We start from the raw sequence: 23,134 nt of genomic DNA, 5'->3' as shown, positions 1-23,134 counted from the left end.
GGTGGAGACAAGCCGAAATGATCAAATGATGCTGTTGGAAATTGAAAAACTCTTTAAGGATCTACTGTCTCCTTTGCAGGAAAGAGAAGGGGGTTCAGCTGCTTACTTCTATCGAATTGTCGGCTGCGATAATCAGAAAGAATTATTAAGTCGAGTCGCTAGTTTTGCGGGAAAACTTCAATTCACGGACAATTTTAAAATTTGGGACACGGTAATTCCCTTGCCGAGTGATCAAAAAATTATTGAAAGAATTAAGGGGGTTTTAGAGCCGATTTCCCTTAAAGATTATAATAACGGGGCTCTTCTTAATGTTCTTGAGGGTAAAGGTTATTTTTCCCTAACGATAGATTATTTGAGCCCTCAAACCATTCGCGAGGCTTTTGCTATTGTAATTAATTTATATATGGTTAATGATCAACCAAAAAATATTAGCATCGCCATGAATTTTGTGACAAAAATTCTGCTTTGGTGCACTGATTTTGGTCAGTTTTGCCAAAGAGCTCGGATTAAGCCTAAAATTCTCTATTGGGGAAGTCCTAAGACTCATGAAGTATACTTCCTGATATTAGTGTTTCTGCTTGGCTGCGATGTCATCATAATTAATACAACCTTTAATGATCGCTTTGACAACATCGATAAGCAAAATCATTTTTGTCTGCCTATAAAATTATCCCAAGAAATACCCCTTCCTTCCTTTCCCCAAAGACGGTCGGTACTGGAAACCAGTCCAAAAAACATCTCGACGATTCAATCCCCAACAAAGGCAGTGCAAAGGCCCTCCAATTTAATCTCTAAAATAAAAACTGATCCTGCAATCGTGGTAAAATTGAAGCATTCAGATAATCCTTTGCAAGATATCCTTCTTCCGTTATCTAAACGCAGTGGGTATATTTCTGGACAGTTTCCCATTTTACCGACATTATTTACACGTTATATCGGTGTGCCTGTTTCTTCGGATGATTGGAAAGCAGAATACTATAACGACCTCTATAATTTAGACCGAACCTTACAGCGTTCGGGTCATTATCTGAAGTTTCTTGAGGGCGTTCCTGCTCCTACTCCTGTGGAAAGTTCCTTAATTCCGGAGCAATTTGCTCATGGTTCCTCTGAGACTCGAGAGGATATCTTAGAAAAGATTCTTCAAGCTAATATTTTGCCTCAGATAAAACCCCCAATCTTTGATAATACGCTTAAACAATCGTTTATCGATACAGTAAATCTATTTTGTGATAGCCAAGCACATTTCACGTCTTCTATTTTCTTGAATTTTTGTTTGAAGCTCGTGGTATGGATTAATCGCTATCTGCCAAAACTGCTGGAAGGAAGAGATCCCTTGCCGCAAGATGGGGAGGGAGGAATTCTTCAGGAACAATGCTTTAAAATTCTCTTTTATGGTCCTATCAAACTTCATGAAGTTTATTTGTTGAACTTTTTTCATGGGATCGGAAGCGATGTACTCTTTATTCATTCCGAGTTAGATGGTGATTCGGCGTTTAAAAATTTCGACAATAATGGTACAATGACTCAAGTGATCAGAAACTTAAATAGTCTACAATTAGTGCCATTTCCTCAAAAAGAACAATTAATCCGCAAAAGTACTGTGGCGTATAATGCCTCAAGAGAAATTGAAGATGTTATTTACAGTGAGGATGTTGGTTTATATAAACCTTGGCAATTCGAACATTACTTGACTCAACCAATTACTCTGAAAACAACGTATGATGAACTGAAGATACTTTGGCAGGAAGCAGCTAAAATAAGACCTGAATTCAAAGTTCAAAATCATAAAGTCTATATTCCCAATCTCTTTGCCAAGATTAATGGAATTCATGAGGATTTAACAGCCTATTGGCAAGACCTGAAAACTTTTTCCCAGGCTGCAAATACGCATTTAATCAAAGCTGTACCTTTCTGTAGAGTGACCTATTCCAGACAAGAACTTTATCAAGCTGATTATTTATTTAATCCTCAAGGCTATCTCGATGAAGATAAAGTTATGAAAAGTCAACATTATAAATTTACGTATCTGAGAACACCTTTGCAGCGGTTTTTGCTTGCTAAAATCAACGAACTTCTGTTTTCCAATATGTTTCTTTTCCAAATTGATGAACGGATGAAATTGAAGATTTTAATGACAGTCTTGACCATGGATGATTCTTTGATCAAGCTCATAGAAACTTTCGATTTTCCCCAAGAAATTCCCAAACTTATTGTTTATGATTCTAATAAAGAAAGTTTTTCAGAATTTGACGCGATATTAATTGCTTTTCTGAATTTAGTTGGCTTGGATATTCTTGTTTTTACTCCTACTAAGTATAATACCCTTGAACAATTAATCAGGCCAAACCTTTTTGACGTATTTCAGCTGCCTTTGTTGAAATATGACCTTGATCTTTCAGAACTATACAATATTCCTTCGCCTTCAACTCATAAGCAAGGGTTTTTCTCGAAATTTTTTAATAGTAATAAGTTTTAGTACTGATGGTCGAGGCTGTAAATAGACGAGACAAGAGATTGCTATTTTTAAAGAAGTTAATTTGAAGTTGCAAAAAAAATCGATCGTGAGATGCTCTTAATTAAGAGGAAATGAGGTATAAAGAACATGGAAATCCAAGGCTTTACAACGACATTGACTGAGGACAAAAGCTTAGTTCCGGCACCCGTTCCAGAGTTTAATGTTGAACAAACTAAAAACGAAATTATGGCTAAGGTTAAGGAAAGCCCGGAAGTACGCAGTATTGTTCGCCAAATCAATATTGAAGATGTTAGTTCAATTATGAGCTTTGGGAAAAATACTTCAGAAGAGGTTTCAAGATTTGCAGATGCTATTTTACATTCCATGCAGACAACGAAAGTTGAAGATTCAGGTGAACTTTTACTGCAACTGAATAAAATTATGGACAAATTTGATATTAAGGACTTTGAAGAAAAATCGCCGGGATTTTTAGCAAAAATGTTCTCTAAAGCTAAAAACTCTGTAGAAGCTTTGTTTCATAAATATAACTCTATGGGTGATGAAGTAGATAAAGTCTTTGTCACTCTAAAACAGTACGAAGCAGAGATCAATACTGCAAACAAACATTTAGAAGATATGTTTATGAGAAACACAGAATATTATGAGCAGCTGGGTCAATATATCTATGCCGGTCAAGTCGTTCTGGCTGAGCTTAAAAACAATATCATTCCTACAGCCCAAGCTGCGGCTAATCAGACGGGCAATCAGCTTGATCAAATTAAGGTTAATAACCTCTTGCAAATACAAGAGATTATGGAACAGAGAATCTATGATTTACAACTTGCTGAAAATGTTGCTGTTCAAAGTATGCCAACCATCAAATCTATTGAATATGGTAATTATAATTTAATCCGCAAGATTAACTCAGCTTTTGTTATAACAATGCCTATTTTCAAGCAATGTTTAGTTCAGGCAATTATGTTAAAACGGCAATCAGTCCAGGCTAAGGCGATGAGCGCTTTGGATGAAAAGACGAATGAACTTCTGCTCCGCAACGCAGAAAACACAGCCCTGCAGTCTAAAATGGTTGCTAGGTTAGCGTCGGGAAGTTCAGTAAGTATTGAGACTCTGGAAAAATCTTGGCAAACAATCGTTAAAGGGATAGAAGAGACCAAGGCTATCCAAGATGAAATGAGGCAAAAACGTATTGATGGCACAAAACGTTTAGAGGTTTTGAAACAAGACTTTATAAATCGTGGAATTATTCGCTGATCATAAACGGTATTTCAAAATAGCAGACAGCCATAAGGCAATGCACCGATGATGAAAGAAATTAACGGGCCGATTCAATAAATCGTGCCCGTTAATTTTATAAAAAAGTAAAATGTTCCTAATACTTCATTGGTCGAATCTTTTGTAAATCAGGTTGAATTGTCTTTAGTATAATACTTTCCAATAAGCTGTTGATGTGAACTCGTTCAGCTAAAGCTGAACATCGAGGCTTCGGTGACGAAAGTGTCCTGTGGACACTTTTGCCGTAAGCGCCTAGCCCATAACAAATGCTATCGCGCTGAAGGATGGACTCTACCCCCGCCGAAGCAAGGTATGGGAACCATTCTAACTTGTGGGATTGGAAGCCTTTCGGTTGGATGAATTATGTTGGTAGTTCTATGGTTTAATTTCTAAATTGAGTAAATCTGAAATACAATCGGATCAATTCGTATGTAATAATTTGAAAATTTAATTAAATATCTTGATACTTTTTTAACTCAAAACTATAATGGTATTACAATCATTTGTATACAATTAATTGTAATACCAATAAAAAGGAGGCCTGAAGGTAAAAATGATCAGCGATAATTCATGCGGTCCCTCAAAATATATTTGTTATAAGCTGAGTCGTGTTATGAGAAAAATATATCGTTATTACGAGAGTAATCTTTCTCCCTATAGTATTACTCCATCTCAGTTTTACGTCTTGACCGTAGTTTGGGAGAATGACGGACTCAAGTTTAAAGAACTTGCTAAACGTTTGGAGATGGATGGGTCAACACTGACTTCTATCTTGGATCGCATGGAGAGGCAAGACTTAGTGGAGAGGAGGGACGATCCCGAAGACAGACGGTCACTATTAGTTTGTCTAAAAGAAAAGGCACGTGCAAATATCTTGGAAATTACTAACCTTGCAGAAAAAATGGATCAAGAGATCAAAGAGCGTTTTTCCAGAGAAGAATACGCTATTTTTGAAAAGGTTTTGGAGAGGCTTTTCCAAGATTGAGGACAAGTCTATTTGCTCAAGAAAGAGATGCACTATATACCTAATGACAATACCTGACATCTATTTTAAATAGAAAAAGGAGGATTATCGGATGTCTCGATTGTTTTCTCCCGCCCAGATAGGAACCCTTAAAGTGCGTAATCGTCTGATCATGACTCCGCTGCATTTGGGGTACTGCCCGGAAGGTGAAGTTACGGATCGACTGATTGAATTCTATCGATCCCGTGCCCGCGGAGGCGTAGGTTTGATTATAGTGGGTGGTTGTGGCATAGATAAAATCGGCAACGCCTTTGGCATGCCGCAGCTGGACGAGGATCGCTATATACCGGGACTGATTCGTTTAATTGAGGCAGTACACTCCGAAGGAGCAAAAATTGTACCACAGCTCTACCAAGCTGGTCGTTACGCTTACTCTGCCCATACCGGTCAACCTCCCGTAGCTCCTTCAGCGATCCCATCCCGGCTTACAGGCCAAACTCCTCAGGAATTGACACAAGCGAAACTATTGGAAATTATTGCGTCTTATGAAAGCGCAGCTAAACGTGTCCAGACAGCGGGTTTTGACGGGGTTGAAATATTGGCCAGTGCCGGTTACTTAATCTCTCAGTTTCTTTCTCCCTTAACTAATCTACGTAAAGATCGTTACGGGGGAGATCTTCAGGCTCGAATGACGTTTGGTTTAGAAGTTGTTGAAGCTGTTCGCCGAGCTGTTGGAGCGGATTATCCAATCATCGTTCGGGTTGCGGGCAATGATTTTATGCCTGGAAGTCATACAAATCTCGAATCAAGAGCTTTTTGTCAGGCTCTTGAAAAAGCGGGGGTCAACGCACTTAATGTGACAGGGGGATGGCATGAAACACCCGTACCTCAACTTACCATGAATGTTCCGTCCGGAGCGTTTACCTACTTAGCTGCAGGGATTAAACAAGCGGTCTCGATTCCCGTCATTGCCTGCAATCGGATCAACACTCCAGAGCTTGCCGAGAAGATTCTCCAAGAAGGTAAAGCGGACTTCATTGGCATGGCCCGGCAGCTCCTGGCCGATCCTGATTTCCCGAATAAAGTCATTCAAGGAAATCTAGAAGCCATTCGTCCTTGCATCGCTTGCAATCAAGGATGTCTTGATAGTATCTTCCGTTTAAAACCGGTTGCTTGCTTAGTCAATGCTGAAGCTGGACATGAAGCTGAGTTAGGATCAATGCACCCAACATCGAACCCCCAAAAAATTCTAGTGATTGGGGCTGGGGCTGCCGGACTGGAATATGCTCGAGTTTCAAGTCTTCTTGGGCATAAGGTTACAGTATGGGAAAAAACTGAAAAACCTGGGGGACAATTGACACTAGCCGCTGCTCCTCCGGGACGAAAAGATTTCCTTTATCTCAGCAGCTATTTGCTGTCAGCCTGTCAGCAACAAGGAGTACATATTGAATTTTGTGTTGCGGCTACGCCGGAAATGATTCTTGAAGCGGTAAAAAAGGACATGTTTGATCAAGTTATCATCGCTGCCGGGTCTGTTCCTATCAACCCGCCGCTTCCCAATCAGGGCCATAAGAACGTTCTTCAAGCATGGGATGTATTGGCTGGCCGTAAAACAACTGGTCAGAACATCATAATTGTTGGCGGCGGTGCAGTTGGGGTGGAAACGGCTCTCTTTTTGGCAGAACCATCTGTTCTCGATGATGAGAGCCTTCGCTTCCTTATCTTGCATCAAGCTGAATCTGACAAAGAACTATACCGCTTATTAACCCAAAGTAATAAGCAAATTACTTTGTTAGAAATGGCTAAGGGAATTGGCAGAGACATCGGTCCAAGTACGCGCTGGTCAATGCTCGCCGATTTGAAACGCTATGGCGTTAAATGTATGGATCAAACGAAAGTTTTAGAGATAACAACCGATGGCTTGCTGGTTGAACGCGAAGGGGAACAACGTCAAATCCCCTGCGATACTGTGATTCTTTCTGTGGGTTCTATCTCTCAGAATGAACTTTACCACGCTTTGCTGGGAAAGGTTGAAAAATTGACTTTGATTGGAGATGCGCTAAACCCTCGTAAAGCATTGGATGCTATTCATCATGCTTATCAGGAAGCTCGAGGCCTGTGGTCAGGAGAATAATTTTGCCTTTGTCTCAATCTCCACTTACAAGAAGTGGGGGTCTTAGATGGGGAAAAGCAGTTCTTTATAGATTAGGTTGTTCGGATACTAATACTGTCTCTGAGTAAAAACTGTAGTTATCAGTACAGTGATGCTCAGAGTTTTTTTATTAAAGTAACTGGACAAGGAGGAGAAATAGGTGTTATTGTACATAATGTCAATAGTAGAGTAAAATCACTACGGAGGTGAACTGTTTGTCAGCAGCGCAGTATAATGCAGAATCCATACAAGTATTAGAGGGCCTGGAGGCTGTACGCCGCCGTCCGGGCATGTATATAGGTTCCACGGGAAGCAAAGGACTTCATCATCTTGCTTATGAGGTTATTGACAATGCTATTGATGAAGCGGGAGCAGGTTTTTGCGATCGAATCTCGGTTACCCTTAATCGAGATGGATCAATTACGATTGAAGACAATGGGCGGGGAATTCCCGTTGATATTCATCCTGAAAAAAAAATCTCCGCAGTGCGCTTAGCTTTTGAAACCCTGCACGCTGGCGGTAAATTTGGCGGAGATACTTATAAAACATCGGGCGGGTTACACGGAGTTGGGGCAAGTGTTGTCAATGCTTTATCGGAGTTTTTAACGGTACAAATTAAACGGGATGGCAAGCAATATCAAGTTGAATATGTTCAGGGCGGGGAATTAAAGTCTGATTTGAAAATTATTGGTAAGAAGTTAAAAGGTACTGGAACAACGGTAACCTTTAAACCCGATCCTTTGATTTTTAAGGAGACTACTGTTTTTAAATACACTACCTTGCGCAGCCGCTTAATGGAGTTATCCTTTCTGAATAAGGGATTGACGATTATACTTACGGATAACAGGGGAGAGGTAAAGACCGAGACCTTTTTACAACAGCAAGGGATCGTTGGTTTTGTTGAACATTTAATGAAAGAGGCCGGAGTATCACCTGTCCATAAAAAAACGATCTATTTTACCGGGGAGAAGGACGAGGTCATTGTTGAATGTGCTTTGCAGTATAACGATGGCGAGGATGAATCCCTGCACTCCTACGTTAATAACATACCTACGGATGAGGGGGGAACCCACGAATCGGGTTTCCGTACTGCCTTAACGAAAGCATTCAACAATTACGGGCGAAAAAACAACCTCTTCAAAAAAGATGAGAGTCTTATCGGGGATGACCTGCGGGATGGTCTAACCTGTATCTTATCTCTTAAAATCAAAGAACCTCAGTTTGAAGGACAAACCAAAACAAAACTTTCCAATCTGGAGGTTGAAGGGATTGTTCAATCCTTAACGAACGAGGGCATAAGTCAGTTTCTCGAACAAAACCCATCCATAGCTAAACAAGTGATTAACCGCACCTTAACAACATGTTTAGCTCGCTTGGCTGCTAAAAAAGCGAAAGAATTAAAAAAGAAGGCCCGAGATGCGGAGGTTAAAGCTTTAAGCGGTAAACTTGCCGCCTGCAGCGGTAAGGATAAAACTCGCAATGAACTATTCTTAGTAGAAGGAGACAGCGCCGGCGGCTCAGCTAAAATGGGGAGGGACCGGCGTTTTCAAGCTATACTTCCCTTGCGAGGCAAAGTTATTAACACGTATCGGGCGAAATTAGATAAGATCCTGGAAAACGAAGAGATACGAAGTATTATTACGGCAGTAGGTTCGGGAATTGGCAAAGAATTCGATTTGGAAAAAGGCAATTATGCTCGTGTTTGTATCATGACAGATGCTGATATTGACGGAGCTCATATTCGATGCCTTTTGTTAACCTTTTTTTACCGTTACATGAAGCCTCTCATTTTAAACGGTCGAGTCTTTATTGCCCAATCTCCTCTTTTTAAAGTAGAAAAAGAACGGGGCAAGATTACCCGCTATGCCTATGATGAAGAGGAATTAAAGAAAGAGCTCAAAGAATTAGGAAAAACGGCCAAGATTTCACGTTACAAAGGGCTTGGTGAAATGAACCCCGAACAACTTTGGGAAACAACCCTGAATCCTGCCAACCGGCGCATGATTCAAGTAACAATAGATGATTCATTGGAGGCAGAACGTAAACTGAGAATTCTCATGAGTGAACAGGTCGAACCGCGGCGGGATTTTTTGATGGAAAATATTGTTTTTACGGATGATGATATGTAACGTGAAAGGGGGAGTATCCCAATGAGTGTAACTGAAGAAACGATTAGTCAACGGCCATTGGAAGAAGTCCTGCCTGAATCGTTTTTAGGCTATTCCAAACATGTAATTTTGCAGAGAGCCGTTCCGGATGTCCGGGATGGATTAAAGCCTGTACACCGCCGAATACTCTATTCTATGGACGAAATCGGCATGTCTCCTGATAAACCCTATAGCAAGTCGGCCCGCCTTGTTGGTGATTGTATGGGAAAATATCACCCCCACGGCGATTCTTCGATCTATGAATCGGCTGTTCGTATGGCCCAGCCCTGGGCTATTCGTTATCCTTTGGTTGACGGTCAAGGGAATTTTGGGTCAATCGATGGGGATAATGCAGCCGCCATGCGTTATACGGAAATGAGAATGACTCCTTTAGCTCAACTAATGACCCAAGATCTTGATAAAAACACCGTACTTTTTAAAGCAAATTATGATCAACGACTCAAAGAGCCCGTTGTTCTTCCCAGCCCTTTTCCCAATCTGTTAATTAACGGAGGGTCAGGGATTGCCGTAGGTATGATGTCGAATATTCCTCCCCATAATTTAAGGGAAGTTGTTGCCGGGTTGATCATGCAAATTGACCGACCGGACATTACCGTCGAGGAGCTTTTGGAAAAAGTGAAAGGTCCTGACTTTCCTACAGGTGGGTTGATCATAGGAACTGAAGGAATTATCAGCGCTTATAAGACCGGCCGCGGAAAAGTGACCATGCGCGGTAAAGCTGTGATAGAGCAAGGTAAAAACGGCAAACGTTTAATTGTCATAACTGAAATTCCTTTTCAAGTCAATAAATCAACCTTAGCATCTAAAATCGAGGCACATGCAGATTCCGGAAAAATCAATGGGATTAGTGAGGTTCGAGATGAATCGGATCGTGAAGGAATTCGTTTGGTTGTGGAATGCCGTAAAGAGGCGGACCCCCTCGAAATTTTACGCAATCTTTACAAATATACCCAGATGGAGGAGACATTTGGGATCATCAATCTTGTTATTACTGCGGATGGAACACCCAAAGTTTTAGGGTTGCACGAGATTAATGAGGCCTTTATTGAACATCGCAAAATTGTGGTTACGAAACGAACAGAGTTTGATTTAGAAAAAGCCAAAAAGCAGATTCACCTTCTTGAAGGCCTGATGATTGCGATTAATCATCTTGACGAGGTAATTGAGATTATCCGTTCCAGCAAAACACCGGCACTTGCCAAAGCAGCGCTTATAACAAGATTCGAGCTCTCGGAAATACAATCACAAGCAATTCTCGACATGAAGCTCCAGAGCCTCACAAACTATGAACTGGAAGGAATACGAACTGATTATGAAAATACCTTGCAACTGATATCAGAATTAGAAGGAATCCTGGCTGATGTGTTTAAGGTCTATCAGATTATTAAGCGGGAACTTAAAGAAATCGCGGATAAATATGGTGATGAACGTCGTACACTTATTTTGCCTGAAGAAATGAGAAACCAGTTTGACCTCAGTTCCTTCGAGGAAACAGAACATCCCTTTGAAGTAATTCTGACCCAGCAGGGTTATATTAAACGAATTCCTTTACCGACCAAGAACCTTAAATCGACACCGTTATTATCGTTTAAAGATGGGGATAGTGTCTCTATAAAAGTCCCGGCCACAGATCAAGAAACACTGTATTTCTTCACCCAACTTGGTAATTTTTATAGTATCAAAGCCAAGACGGTACCGGAAGCTGGGCCTAAGGAGAAAGGATGTCTACTGAATAATCTGCTTCAGCTGCAAGCGCAGGAGACCATTGTCTCAATTATAGCTTTAAAAGAAGGGGCAGATCAGAGCAGTCAGAGTTACTTTGTTTTTATAACGCAAGAAGGACAAGTGATGAGGAGTCCGGTTAAGGACTTTGTTCATGCTCGCAGCTCCGATGGTATGGGACTTAAAGAAGGAGATCGTTTAATTAAAGTATTTATGGGTTTTGTTCAAGGAGAGTTATTCCTTGCCACGTATAAAGGTCAAGGGATTCGTTATCCCTTGACGGATATCAACCCAATGGGTCGTAAAGCGCGTGGTATTAAGGGTATTACCTTGAACGAAGGGGATCGAGTTGTCGATGCATTATTACTGGTTTCCTCACCGGATGATTCTTCGGGCGATCTTGTAACCCTTACCGAGCGAGGATTTGTCAAACGGACATCTTTTAATGAGTTTAAACCTCAGGGAAGAACCGGCAAGGGTATTGGAATTGCTAAAATAAACCCGGCTAAGACGGGTTTTCTTGTCGGCATCACTCAAGCTAAAGCGGATGATGTTTTAGAAATTCTTCAAGTCAACGGTGAGATTACAAAACTGGATATGAACAATTTAAAAACTGAATCTCGGACTAAATACGGAATACAATGGATACCAGTTTTACAGAATAATTTAAGCGTTAGGCTGTTTTGAGAAGAGGATATTGCATAATGCAAATGACGCTGCAACATACTAAAGGGTAAACAAGAGGTGAAACGGGAGGATTTACGATGGAAATTTACGATGTTACAGTTAATGGCTCGGGATTTGATCCTGAATATAACTTTAACAATTATGCTTTAACTCTCGTCTTCCAAAATAACGGTTCAGAAAAAACTGTTAGAGCAAATTTACGCTACTATCCTGCAAATCACGAATGGGATCTCAATCCGATTTTTTATGAGTATTCTGCTGATGAAAAAACAGAGTTAATAGCCCAAATTATTAAAAATGAGAATTTCAAAACTGTCTTTGAGGATCGTCCGAATACTTTAATGTAACTAAAAAGGCGAAATATTTTTGTACTGGGAAGGAGGGCGTGTTATACACAAACTCCTTCGAGAAAAAAGAGGAATTTTCGGATATTTCTTGAATGTTTCTATTGTGCCTAAATATATAGTAAAGGATTGATATATTCTGTCACAACATGAGGAACCATTAATCTACAACCCGTTAAATTTGCCGCCATCTCAAACTCGGGGATTTCTAGAAAAACGGCAGAGATTTGGACTCGTGCAGTTCCTGAAAAACAACATATTACTTTTCACCATGGTCTTGACACTTTTAATAAAGTTTATTTTGTTTCTTGGCTTAGTTAATAATGATGATTCTTCAAAATTCAGCTTTATGAAGGCATTCTTTAGTTTTAGTTCAACTCCGCCGATCCTTGTCTATATTTCCATGATCCTGATTCCTCTAAGCTTTAGTTTCTTATTCCAGGGGCGGGCACGCTTTTGGTTCCTGCAGTTTTGTAATGGCTTAATAACCCTATTATTAATCTCTGATTTGATGTACTATCGAGGATTTAATAGTTTTATTTCTCCCTATATCTTTAGTCAGACTACGAATCTGGACAATTTATCAAATAGCATAATTTCTATGCTTCGTCCCATTGATATGGTTATGATCATAGATCTTGTAATATATCTTGCCCTTGGCCTTGGTAAAAAAACATTTTATCTCCATAGGACTCGAAGCGGAATAGCCTTTTTACTGACATTGCTGCTGCCCACTGCATATATCTATTATCAGCATTATCAGCTTGATCTTCACGGAAACAACAAGACAATGCTGTTTAGAGTTTCTTGGTCTCCCAACCAAACGATGTCTAATTTGTCGCCTTTAGGTTATCATGCGTTTGATTTATATAATTTTTATAAAAATAAGAATATCCAGCCGGCTACTCCCCAGCAAACCGCTGAAATCAAGAATTGGTTTAAGGATAAGCAAGAAAATCTGCCGCCAAATCAATACTTCGGTATGTTTACCAATCAAAACCTTATCGTGATTCAAGTGGAGTCACTTGAGAATTTTGTCATTAAGCAAAAAATTAATGGACAGGAAATAACACCTAACCTTAATAAATTATTAGCAAACAGTTTATATTTCTCTAATTTTTATGAACAAGTGAATAATGGGACGAGTTCCGATGCTGACCTTATGACCAACACTTCTGTATATCCCATCCGAACAGGGGCTGCCTTTTTCCGTTTTCCAAATGATACCTATAATTCTTTACCCAAAATGTTGGCCAACAAAGGGTATGCAACGGTGGCCATTCATCCCGACAAGGGGTCCTATTGGAATTGGATGCCCGCTCTGAAGTCTATAGGTTTTGAAAAAACGTTGGATGCAACTCACTTTAAGGAAACTGAGAAAATCGGCTTAGGGATCAGCGATGGAAGCTATTTAAAGCAAATCGCACCAATTATTGAAAATGAAAAACGGCCTTTCTACAATTTTATGGTCACCTTAACGAGTCACAATCCTTTTGATCTGCCGGCTCAATATCGAACTCTCAAGTTAAGTGATGACTTAAACAAATCCAAGCTAGGGGGATATTTCCAAAGTGTCCATTATACCGACGAGCAACTCGGAAATTTCCTGAATACTTTGGACCAACGAGGAGTTTTGGATAATTCCGTTGTGGTTATTTATGGCGACCATACTGGTGTTCATAAATATTATGATGATGAAGTTAAGCAAGTACAGCCCCAAGAAAGCTGGTGGCTTGATGACAGCAAACGAATTCCTCTGATCATTTTTCATAAAGGAATGAATGGGCAAGAGCTTAAGATCACCGGGGGACAGATTGATACTATGCCGACAATAGCTTCTTTAATGGGTATTAGTGAAAAGACGTATCAAAACACTGCCTTTGGACGAAATCTCTTAAATACGCATAAGAATTTTGCTGTTTTGGCTAATAAAGAATACGTAGGACAAGCTTCCTCCGAGACTGAGGAAAATCAAGCAATAGCAGGTATTGATTTGGCAGATCTTGTTGTTGAAAAAAACTATTTTAAAGGACAAGGTTATAAATAATTCGAGAAACATTTAAAGAATAATATGCCTAAGTCAGTTGAGAATCCCGGGCTGGCTTAGGCATTAGTCTTTTCGACATTATCTCTGTTGACGAATTTATTTATAATTAGTATAATAACAATAAAATAAATAGTACATATTCAAAAACAAAACAAATTTAATCAGATCCAATTCATCCAACAACCAAGCCAAATTTCTATCAATGAACTTATCTTACCAAACTTCAATCATCAACGAAGGAATAGGGAATGAGGTGGTAAATTGTATAAAGATCCTTATGTCTGAATAAGCGTAGTTTGAGTTTAAAATGAAAGCGGAGGTGCAGCGATGACTCAACTAATATTATCTAGATTACAGTTTGCAGTGACAACATCCTATCATTTCTTATTCGTACCCCTGACTTTGGGGCTTGGAGTTTTAGTTGCTCTGATGGAGACCTGGTATGTAAGAACAGGCAATGAAACTTATAAAAAAATGACTAAGTTTTGGGGTAAATTATTCCTGATCAATTTCGCCATGGGCGTTGTTACGGGGTTGGTTCAAGAGTTTCAATTCGGTATGAACTGGTCTGAGTATTCCCGCTTTGTCGGTGATATTTTCGGGGCGCCTTTAGCCGTTGAAGCCTTGCTAGCCTTTTTCCTGGAATCAACCTTTTTAGGAGTATGGGTTTTTGGTTGGGATAGATTGCCCAAAAAGGTACATTTGCTTAGTATCTGGTTGGTAGCTATATCCTCGAATTTATCAGCACTTTGGATTTTAATTGCTAACTCTTTTATGCAGGAGCCTGTTGGCTATGCTTTGCGTCATGGCCGGGCAGAAATGACAAGTTTCCTGGCCTTAGTAACCAACCCCCATGTTTTCTATCAATTTCCTCATACCGTCTTAAGCGGTTTTGTTACAGCAGCCTTTTTCGTAATGGGAATTAGTGCTTATCATCTAATCAAAAAGAACCATCAGGACGTATTTCGCCGTTCTTTTCATATGGCCGTAGTTTTTGGAATAATTAGTACTTTCGGAGTCGCCGGTATCGGGCATTTACAAGGCATGTATCTTGTGAAGGTTCAGCCTATGAAGATGGCTGCAGCAGAAGCACATTGGGAAACTGAAAATCCCGCCGGCTTGTTGCTTTTTGCCTCTATTGATGATCAAGGGCATAAAAATACGTCCCAACTTGAAATTCCCGGCATGCTGAGTTTTCTTTCTTATGACAGTTTTACCGGGGAAGTTAAAGGAATTAATGAACTTCAGGCTGCCGACGTGCAGCAATATGGACCAGGAAACTACATTCCGCCTGTAACTTCTCTGTTCTGGAGCTTTAGAATTATGCTTACTGCCGGTATGTGGCTGGTCTTAATGTCTCTTTTAGGTCTGTATTTCTATAAGTCTAAACGCTTAGAACAAAAGACTTGGTTTTTAAAGCTTTTGCTTTTTACAATTCCTGTTCCCTATATTGCCAATACTTCCGGTTGGTATATGGCAGAAGTCGGCCGTCAGCCCTGGATTGTCTATGGCCTGCAGAAAGTGGAAGCAGCTGTTTCGACTTCCGTACCTGCGACGTCAATGCTCATAGCTCTGATCGGTTTTGCCCTGATCTATTCAATCCTAGCTGTTGCCGATGTTTATCTCCTCGTTAAATTTATTAAACAAGGTCCTGAAGAGGCAAGCCCGGAGACACTGAATCATGAAATGAAGGGGGCGTCATTATGGACTTAAATAGTCTGTGGTTTATCCTAATCGCTGTTTTGTTTGTCGGTTTCTTTTTCCTCGAAGGATTTGATTTCGGAGTAGGCATCCTATTGCCTATTCTGGGAAAGAATGATGTAGATCGCCGCCAAATTATTAATACCATCGGTCCCCATTGGGATGGCAATGAAGTCTGGATGATTACGGCAGGGGGAGCCATATTTGCAGCGTTTCCCAATTGGTATGCCACCTTATTCAGCGGTTTCTTTCTCGCCTTGTTTTTAGTCTTGGTGGCCTTGATCATAAGGGGAGTGGCTTTTGAGTTTCGCAGCAGTCATTCAAGCCCCGGCTGGCGTACTTCTTGGGATTGGGCAATTTTCACCGGGAGTATTTTATCGGCTATTCTCTGGGGGGTTGCTGTAGCCAATCTCATTAAGGGAGTTCCTATTGATGCGAAGATGCAATACGTAGGAACGTTCTTTGATCTCCTTTCTCCCTATACAATTATAGGCGGTTTAACGACACTTTTTGTTTTCGTCTTTCATGGTGCTCTGTTTCTTAGTCTTAAAACTACTGGGCAAATGGCTGAAAAGGCTGCGAAAACAGCCCGAAGTGTTGGCTTATTAGCTATTCTCATTGTCCTAATCATGGCAGTCTGCACGTACTTCCAAACAGGACTATTTTCCACTCTGGGCGCTGGGATCACCTTGTTATGCTCGGGTATTACGCTTATACTTGCCAATGTCTTATTGCGTTCGCAAAAGGTGAAAGTTTCTTTTGTCCTGAATGGCTTGACAATTCTCTTATTTACTGTTGCAATGTTCTGGGGACTTTTCCCTCACGTTATGATTTCAAGTTTAAATCCGAATTGGAGTTTGACAATCTATAATGCCTCTTCCAGTCCTTATACTTTGAAAATCATGACTATTGTAGCTTTTACCATGGTTCCTATCGTCTTGCTTTATCAAGGCTGGACTTACTGGGTATTCCGCAAACGGGTCACTGAAAAAGACCTGCATTATTAAAAATACGCCTGAGGGCCTGTTCTCCATGCATTCCTTTATTTTGACTGTGAATGCCATAGAAAACTAAGCCCTCATTTTTCATTTGGTCAAGCTAAGGTTTAGGAGATGAACGGCATGTTTGATAAGCGACTAATAAATGAAGGGAGGCAAGTGAAGGGGTACCTTATACTTACCGTTGGTCTGAGTGTCGGAATTTCACTCCTGGCCGTTGCCCAAGCTTGGTATTTTTCTCAGATTGTCGCTAACGTTTTTCTTGGCAAGGCGCCCTTTAAAGCTGTTGAACATGCTTTGGGCTTAATTCTGGCTATTGTCATCACTAAAGCTGTTTTTCAATGGTCAAGCGAAGTATGTGCCCATGAAGCAGCCTTACGTGTTAAAAGCGGTTTGAGGCAGCAATTGCTGCAGAAGATATTCGCTTTAGGTCCTTTCTATGTTCGGGGAGAAAAAAGTGGTGAAGTAATCTCAACCATTGTTGGCGGAACAGATGCTCTTGAAGATTATTTTGCCAAATATTTGCCTCAGCTTCTCATAGCGGTCGGTATACCTTTAATCATCTTAGTCTTTGTTTTTCCCTTAGATTGGAAATCAGGGAGCATTCTTCTTTTGACAGGGCCATTGATTCCCATCTTTATGGTGCTGATCGGCAAATTAGCCGAGAAGAAGTCGTTGCAGCAGTGGCAGCGTTTGAGTTGGATGAGCGGACATTTTCTGGACATTTTGCGCGGAATCACTACTTTAAAACTATTTGGACGGGCTAAAGATCAGATTAGAGTCATCGCCAGGGTCAGTGAATCTTTTCGGGAATCGACGTTGAGTGTATTGCGAATCGCTTTTTTATCGGCTCTTGTCCTTGAATTTTTGGCGACAATGAGTACCGCACTTGTTGCCGTTGCTATTGGCTTAAGACTTGTTTACGGTACTCTTTCTTTCTCTTCCGGGTTGTTTCTTTTATTGCTAGCACCTGAATTTTATACTCCTCTAAGAACACTTGGCCTAAATTTTCATGCTGGACTATCCGGAGTAAATGCTGCTGCAAGGATTTTTGAGATTTTAAACGTGCCTCAGCCAAATCTTATCATCGAGCCTAATTCCAATATTCGTCATTCAAGGATTCTTGCAGACGATTATCAGATTAAGTTTGACCATATTTCCTTAACCTATGAGCAGGAGGATACACCGGCATTACAAGATATCAATGTATCTTTGAATTGCCAGGAAACCATAGCCCTTGTTGGTCCCAGCGGGGCAGGGAAGACCTCTTTGGTTCAACTTTTAATGGGCTTTATTCAACCCTCAGAAGGTCAAATTTTTGTAAATGGAGAAGTGCTTCAGGCCATCTCACCCAATATTTGGCGGGAACAGATCGGCTATGTTCCTCAAAATCCCTATCTCTTTGCTGGCAGCATTTTAGAAAATATTACCCTTGGAAAACCCGAGGCGACCACGAGCGAAGTCATCAAGGCGGCGGAGGCCGCTAATGCTCATGAGTTTATCATGACATTTCCCCAAGGGTATCACACAATCCTGGGTGAAGGAGGGTATCGTTTAAGCGGAGGTCAAGCCCAAAGAATTGCTATGGCCAGAATTTTTTTGAAAAATCCACCGCTGCTTATCTTCGATGAACCGACGTCTTCTTTAGACCTTGAGAGTGAAAAGGCTGTTCAGGAAGCTCTCTGGAACTTAGCACAGGGGAAGACCACTATTATCATCGCTCATCGGCTTAATACCATTCGTCAGGCAAATCGTATTCTTGTCTTGGATCAAAGCCGCATCGTCGAAGCGGGCAACCATGATGATTTAATGATAAAACGGGGGCTGTATTATCAGCTTGTTCAGAAAGCAAGAGGGCTCTCATTATGAAAAGAATAATCTGGTTAATTCGTTTGCTGATTCCTTATTGGCCAAGAATACTGTTAGCCTTATTCTTAAGTGTTTTTACTGTTACCAGTCATATTGGTTTAATGGCTGCGTCTGCTTATCTTTTGGCGCGAGCTGCTCTGCATCCTCCCATTCTGGATTTGATGGTAACCATCGTAGGAGTACGCTTTTTTGGGCTATCGCGCGCTGTCTTCCGCTACCTGGAGCGTTATTTGTCCCATGATGTGACGTTTCGTGTTTTAAGCAGAATCCGGGTAACATTTTATGAACAAATAGAGCCACTCGCCCCGGCTCGTTTAAGCCACTTCCGCAGTGCTGATCTTCTAAGCCGAATTGTTGGGGATGTAGAGACACAGCAGAACTTTTATCTTCGAGTTTTTGCCCCGCCTCTTGTAGCCTTCTTAGTTTTGTTGGGATATGGAGTCTTTTTAACGAGGTTCGATGTTCGTTTTTCCTATATTCTTGCTGCCGGCTTCTTAATGGCGGGTCTATTGCTGCCTTGGCTCATTAAGATACTGGGACAGGGTATCGCAACTCGGGTTATCTCCCTAAAAGCAGAGTTAAATACCCAAGTTGCTGACGGTCTCTTGGGAATGACTGAACTATTATCTTATAATCAGGTCAGAAAACACTTGCACAAAATTGAACAGACAAGTGACAGGATAATCAAGCATGAGCGTAAACTCATGAAGCTTTCAGCACTTTCTTCATCGCTGATTGGACTGATTGCCAATCTTGGCATGCTGTCTGTCCTCGTCTTGGGAATTCTGCTTGTGGAAGCAGGGAGGTTAAAGGGAGTCGATTTAGGAATGTTGGCTCTTGGAACCTTAAGCAGCTTCGAAGCAATTTTCCCACTAGCCTTGCTCCCTCATTATTGTGAACAAAACCTTGCGGCGGCCGATCGTTTGTTAGAGCTAATGGAGAACAAACAGGGGCTAAATGACAACGGCAATCTTCTTCCCCAAGGAGATAATTTAGATTTGCGTTTCCAAGATGTGAGCTTTCGATATGATCAAGATGAACCCTGGGTTCTGAAAGATCTGGCTTTTGCCATTCCAAAGGGAAGCAAAACAGCAATTGTCGGACCGAGCGGAGTGGGCAAAACCAGCATCATCAACCTTGTCTTAAGATTTTGGGAACCTGATAAGGGCAAGATATTCCTGGCTGAACACTCGTTGCCGGAATACGATTTAGAAGGGCTGAGGGATTTATTCGCTGTCGTTTCTCAACAGACTTATCTTTTTAATGCAACGATTAAAGAGAATTTTCTTTTGGCCAAACCGTCGGCCACGGATCAGGAACTGATTGAGGCTGCTCAACAGGCCCAGCTCCATGAATTCATCCTGTCCTTACCCCAAGGTTATGATAGTTACGTCGGTGAAGTTGGTTTAAAGCTATCCGGCGGACAGAGACAGCGTTTAGCTATTGCTCGTGTCTTATTAAAGAACGCGCCTATCATAATTCTAGACGAAGCATTTGCAGGCCTTGATTCGATTACTGAAGGCGAGGTACAAAGGGAAGTCTTTCATCTTCTGGAGGGGCGAACAATAATTTTGATAACTCACAACCTCTTAGGTTTAGAGAACATGGACGAGATTTTGCTGCTTGGCAACGGAAGAGTAATCGAACAGGGGACGCATACAGAGCTTCTTCAATTTGGGGGAGTTTATAATGAATTATGGAAACGAGCAAGATTTGTTAGTTAGGATTAAAGTGTCAATGACACTATCAAATGAAATGAGCTATTTTACGATGGCTCATTTACTTTTTACGGGTAATTTTAACCCTCTTAATGAATTTGCTAGTGAACTCGTTCAGCTAAAGCAAAACATCGTGGCTTCGGTGGCGTAAGTGCCCTGTGGACACTTACGCCGAAAGCGCCTAGCCCATAACAAATGCTATCGCGCTGATGGATGGACTTTACCCCGACCGAAGCAAGGTATGGGAACCACTCCCACTTGAAGTGGGAGTCTCACGATTAGCGAATTCGCTGAAAAATTATCTCTTAAAGATTAAAAGAGCTGCCAATTTTTAATAAAAGAAACTGACAGCAGTGAACCCTATTAGTCTTCAATATTACTTTCATTCTGTTCTAAGAGTAGATTTGTTTCATTTACTGGCAGCGATTGAACGGTTTTTAGTTTCCGAACAATGGTGCGCGATTTTTTCGTTGCCGAATCAATAGTATTACTTGCTTCTTGAAGTTTCTTCTGGGTTTTTTCAAGGATCTCCACAAATTTTCCGAATTCCGTTTTGACAGCACCCAAGAGATTCCAAACCTCACTCGATCGTTTTTCAATGGCTAAGGTTCTGAAGCCCATCTGTAGACTGTTAAGGAGTGCAGCGAGGGTCGTTGGACCGGTGATGATCACTTTATATTCCCGCTGCAGGAATTCACATAAACCCGGGCGCCGCAAAACTTCGGCATATAAGCCTTCAACAGGCAGAAACAAGATGCCGAAATCCGTTGTGTGGGGCGGATCGATATATTTATCATGAATACTTTTGCCTTCTGACTTAATCCGAGTCTCCAGGGATTTGCCAAACTCTTCAACCCCCGGGACATTTACCTGTTCTTGTGCTTCCAGCAATCGTTCATAGTCCTCCAAGGGAAATTTTGCATCAATGGGTAACCAAAGGACACTATCCTGATCATCCCGTGACGGTAATTTAAGGGCAAATTCAACGCGGTCATTGCTTCCGAGTTTTGTCGGGACATTGGTTGCATATTGTTCGGGGGTAAGGACTTGCTCAAGCAAATTCCCCAGTTGAATCTCACCCATAATGCCTCTGGTTTTTACATTCGCTAAGACTTTCTTTAAATCCCCAACACCGGAGGCTAATGTCTGCATTTCCCCGAGCCCTTTATACACGGCTTCAAGCCGCTCACTGACTAATTTAAAGGATTCTCCCAATCGCTGCTCCAGGGTAGCGCTGAGTTTCTCATCGACGGTGGCGCGCATTTGGTCTAATTTATGGGCGTTATCCTGTTGAATCTGTGTAAGCCGTTCTTCGACAGTATGACGCAGTCGTTCCAATTTCAAATCAGTGGTTTTAGTTAGCGAGCCTAACTGATCTGAAAAAATATCCAACTGATTGCGCTGGAGGGAAGCAATCTCCGCCATGCGAGTCAAAACTGAATCGTTGAAGGAATGAAGGGTTTGGCTTAGTTCTTCCCGCACCTGACGTGAGTTGAGCATTGATTCTTCGCGATTTTTAGAGATTTCGCCATGAACTAAGCGCTCGCTGCGTTCAAGGCCCTTCTCCAATACCTCGAATTTTCCTTGGAAATGGTTCGCTGAATTTTGAGAAGAGCGAAATACTAAGAGAATAAGTAAGAGTAACGAAATACTTGCTAGAACTATTATGGTCATAAGTAAAGGATCTCCCATTGAAATGCCTCCTAAGTTTAAATCTATAATTACAATAACAATAACACACTTGTAAGACATTTCGCGGTTATTCTCGTATTTTAATAATTTCGTTTATGCCCCCCCGGACGACCAAGTGTCTCTGAAGCCATGGACGGCGAGAAGAGACCGCTTCCCTAAAATAAATCGAAAATCATGGTTTGCCCCTAAGTTTAAAGAGTTGACTTTCGATTTCGAGCGTGTTAGATTTTAGAAAAACATAAGAACAGAGCGGGGGAGCTGGAAAGGCCGGCTGAGATTTAGACCCTGGAAAGTCTAAGACCCTATAAACCTGATCTGGATAATGCCAGCGTAGGTAAGCAGTTACTCTTTTTGTTTAAATAATTAAGAGCTTAACTCCTATTCTGGAGATAGGCTCTTTTTATATGAAAGAATGAAAAATTATGGGGGTAGAACAATGAAAAAAGCACTTACAATCGCTGGTTCGGACAGTAGTGGAGGAGCAGGAATTCAAGCCGATCTAAAAACCTTTTCCGCACATGGCATTTTCGGCATGAGCGTCATTACCGCCGTCACGGCTCAAAACACACAAGGAGTTTTTGCCGTTCAGGATATTTCCAGAGAGGTGATAGCAGCTCAAATTAAGGCGATTTTTGAAGATATTGAAGTCGATGGTCTCAAAATTGGTATGGTTTCTCAAATTTCCACTATTGAGGTCATTGCCGAATCTCTAAAAGACTATTCCCCGCAGAACATTGTGCTGGACCCGGTCATGGTATCAAAAAGCGGCTACCATTTGTTAAATCCTGAAGCCGAGGCAACACTTATTCGTAAGCTTTTGCCCTTAGCTACCATCGTAACACCTAATATTCCGGAAGCAGAAGTGATGGCAAAAATGTCGATTCGTAATCTTCCCCAGATGGAAGAGGCTGCAAAAATAATTCGCCAAATGGGAGCTAAGAATGTTCTTCTTAAAGGCGGACACCTGGAGGATGATTCAACGGATATTCTCTATAATGGTCAAGGCTTTAAGTATTATGCTTCAAAACGAATTGCGACAAAGAATACCCATGGAACCGGATGTACTCTGTCTTCAGCTATAACTTCTAACCTTGCTTTAGGCTATTCTCTTGATGAAGCCGTTTCCCGGGCTAAAGAATACATTACTGCTGCGATTGAACACTCTTTAGACATTGGCAAAGGGGTTGGACCGACTCATCACTTTTATGAGCTGTATAAGAAAGCAGGAATGACGAACTGAGGTTAAGCATTTGTTCAAGATTTAGACGCCAAACCAGGAAAGTATCTCTCTAAGTAAATCCAGTAAAACCCCTTTTGACAAAAG

15 protein-coding genes and 1 riboswitch are annotated in these 23,134 nt (G+C 41.2%); of the genes, 14 read left to right on the top strand and 1 reads right to left on the bottom strand.

The annotated features are described in order from the left end of the window. Position 1 precedes the first annotated feature (1 nt). From B5Y67_RS02555 to B5Y67_RS26105, 13 genes are all read left to right on the top strand, one after another. Entirely contained in the window at positions 2-2,476 is a 2,475-nt protein-coding gene (locus B5Y67_RS02555; protein WP_088224998.1) for a YceG family protein, read from the top strand. A 126-nt stretch (positions 2,477-2,602) separates the two neighbouring features. Then, positions 2,603-3,727, top strand: coding sequence for a toxic anion resistance protein (locus B5Y67_RS02550; RefSeq protein WP_088224997.1), 1,125 nt, complete (start codon positions 2,603-2,605; stop codon positions 3,725-3,727). Between the two features lie 574 nt (positions 3,728-4,301). Continuing rightward, positions 4,302-4,733 carry a MarR family transcriptional regulator gene (locus B5Y67_RS02545; RefSeq protein ID WP_088224996.1) on the top strand — a complete coding sequence of 144 codons (432 nt, stop codon included), beginning with the start codon at positions 4,302-4,304 and terminating at the stop codon, positions 4,731-4,733. Positions 4,734-4,824: 91 nt separating this feature from the next. After that, positions 4,825-6,846, top strand: a complete 2,022-nt coding sequence (locus B5Y67_RS02540; RefSeq protein ID WP_088224995.1) for an FAD-dependent oxidoreductase — start codon at positions 4,825-4,827, stop codon at positions 6,844-6,846. Between the two features lie 233 nt (positions 6,847-7,079). Next, the gene (locus B5Y67_RS02535; RefSeq protein ID WP_088224994.1) at positions 7,080-8,993 is read left to right on the top strand and encodes a DNA gyrase subunit B; all 1,914 of its coding nucleotides are present in this window, start codon (positions 7,080-7,082) and stop codon (positions 8,991-8,993) included. 21 nt (positions 8,994-9,014) lie between these two features. Then, on the top strand, positions 9,015-11,441 hold the full coding sequence (gyrA, locus tag B5Y67_RS02530; RefSeq protein ID WP_088224993.1) for a DNA gyrase subunit A: 2,427 nt from the start codon (positions 9,015-9,017) through the stop codon (positions 11,439-11,441). Positions 11,442-11,518: 77 nt separating this feature from the next. After that, entirely contained in the window at positions 11,519-11,788 is a 270-nt protein-coding gene (locus tag B5Y67_RS02525; RefSeq protein WP_088224992.1) for a hypothetical protein, read from the top strand. A 232-nt stretch (positions 11,789-12,020) separates the two neighbouring features. After that, a complete protein-coding gene (locus B5Y67_RS02520; RefSeq protein WP_088224991.1) occupies positions 12,021-13,832 on the top strand; it encodes an LTA synthase family protein in 1,812 nt (603 codons plus the stop codon). 327 nt (positions 13,833-14,159) lie between these two features. Beyond that, positions 14,160-15,545, top strand: coding sequence for a cytochrome ubiquinol oxidase subunit I (locus tag B5Y67_RS02515; protein WP_088224990.1), 1,386 nt, complete (start codon positions 14,160-14,162; stop codon positions 15,543-15,545). Next, positions 15,536-16,540: a cytochrome d ubiquinol oxidase subunit II gene (gene cydB, locus B5Y67_RS02510; RefSeq protein WP_088224989.1), complete on the top strand. Its 1,005-nt coding sequence runs from the start codon at positions 15,536-15,538 to the stop codon at positions 16,538-16,540. Before B5Y67_RS02515 ends, cydB begins: the two co-directional genes overlap by 10 nt. A gap of 114 nt (positions 16,541-16,654) precedes the next feature. Beyond that, complete coding sequence (gene cydD / locus B5Y67_RS02505; RefSeq protein WP_088224988.1) at positions 16,655-18,400, top strand: thiol reductant ABC exporter subunit CydD; 1,746 nt, start codon at positions 16,655-16,657, stop codon at positions 18,398-18,400. After that, entirely contained in the window at positions 18,397-20,124 is a 1,728-nt protein-coding gene (gene cydC, locus B5Y67_RS02500) for a thiol reductant ABC exporter subunit CydC (protein ID WP_088224987.1), read from the top strand. The genes cydD and cydC overlap by 4 nt, the downstream gene beginning before the upstream one ends. 13 nt (positions 20,125-20,137) lie before the next feature. After that, entirely contained in the window at positions 20,138-20,269 is a 132-nt protein-coding gene (locus B5Y67_RS26105; RefSeq protein WP_282432742.1) for a hypothetical protein, read from the top strand. A 212-nt stretch (positions 20,270-20,481) separates the two neighbouring features. Here the strand turns inward: B5Y67_RS26105 and rmuC are convergent, their stop codons facing one another. Further along, positions 20,482-21,810 carry a DNA recombination protein RmuC gene (gene rmuC, locus B5Y67_RS02490; RefSeq protein ID WP_088224985.1) on the bottom strand — a complete coding sequence of 443 codons (1,329 nt, stop codon included), beginning with the start codon at positions 21,808-21,810 and terminating at the stop codon, positions 20,482-20,484. Positions 21,811-22,051: 241 nt separating this feature from the next. Continuing rightward, positions 22,052-22,165, top strand: a riboswitch (TPP riboswitch). An 81-nt stretch (positions 22,166-22,246) separates the two neighbouring features. Between rmuC and thiD the strand changes: the two genes are divergently transcribed. After that, on the top strand, positions 22,247-23,050 hold the full coding sequence (thiD, locus tag B5Y67_RS02485; protein ID WP_088224984.1) for a bifunctional hydroxymethylpyrimidine kinase/phosphomethylpyrimidine kinase: 804 nt from the start codon (positions 22,247-22,249) through the stop codon (positions 23,048-23,050). Positions 23,051-23,134: the final 84 nt, after the last annotated feature.

The organism is Desulfosporosinus sp. FKB (genome assembly GCF_002196705.1).
Taxonomy (GTDB): Bacteria; Bacillota; Desulfitobacteriia; order Desulfitobacteriales; family Desulfitobacteriaceae; genus Desulfosporosinus.
The sequence above is the reverse complement of the archived record's forward strand: the minus strand, read 5'-3'. Positions and strand labels throughout refer to the sequence as shown.

What these genes read in the sequence shown, in the direction of transcription:
- B5Y67_RS02550 (WP_088224997.1), top strand. Translation starts at nt 2,603, where the DNA reads ATGGAAATCCAAGGCTTTACAACGACATTGACTGAGGACAAAAGCTTA.
- B5Y67_RS02545 (WP_088224996.1), top strand. Translation starts at nt 4,302, where the DNA reads ATGATCAGCGATAATTCATGCGGTCCCTCAAAATATATTTGTTATAAG.
- B5Y67_RS02540 (WP_088224995.1), top strand. Translation starts at nt 4,825, where the DNA reads ATGTCTCGATTGTTTTCTCCCGCCCAGATAGGAACCCTTAAAGTGCGT.
- gyrA (WP_088224993.1), top strand. Translation starts at nt 9,015, where the DNA reads ATGAGTGTAACTGAAGAAACGATTAGTCAACGGCCATTGGAAGAAGTC.
- B5Y67_RS02525 (WP_088224992.1), top strand. Translation starts at nt 11,519, where the DNA reads ATGGAAATTTACGATGTTACAGTTAATGGCTCGGGATTTGATCCTGAA.
- B5Y67_RS02515 (WP_088224990.1), top strand. Translation starts at nt 14,160, where the DNA reads ATGACTCAACTAATATTATCTAGATTACAGTTTGCAGTGACAACATCC.
- cydB (WP_088224989.1), top strand. Translation starts at nt 15,536, where the DNA reads ATGGACTTAAATAGTCTGTGGTTTATCCTAATCGCTGTTTTGTTTGTC.
- cydD (WP_088224988.1), top strand. Translation starts at nt 16,655, where the DNA reads ATGTTTGATAAGCGACTAATAAATGAAGGGAGGCAAGTGAAGGGGTAC.
- cydC (WP_088224987.1), top strand. Translation starts at nt 18,397, where the DNA reads ATGAAAAGAATAATCTGGTTAATTCGTTTGCTGATTCCTTATTGGCCA.
- B5Y67_RS26105 (WP_282432742.1), top strand. Translation starts at nt 20,138, where the DNA reads ATGACACTATCAAATGAAATGAGCTATTTTACGATGGCTCATTTACTT.
- rmuC (WP_088224985.1), bottom strand. Translation starts at nt 21,810, where the DNA reads ATGGGAGATCCTTTACTTATGACCATAATAGTTCTAGCAAGTATTTCG.
- thiD (WP_088224984.1), top strand. Translation starts at nt 22,247, where the DNA reads ATGAAAAAAGCACTTACAATCGCTGGTTCGGACAGTAGTGGAGGAGCA.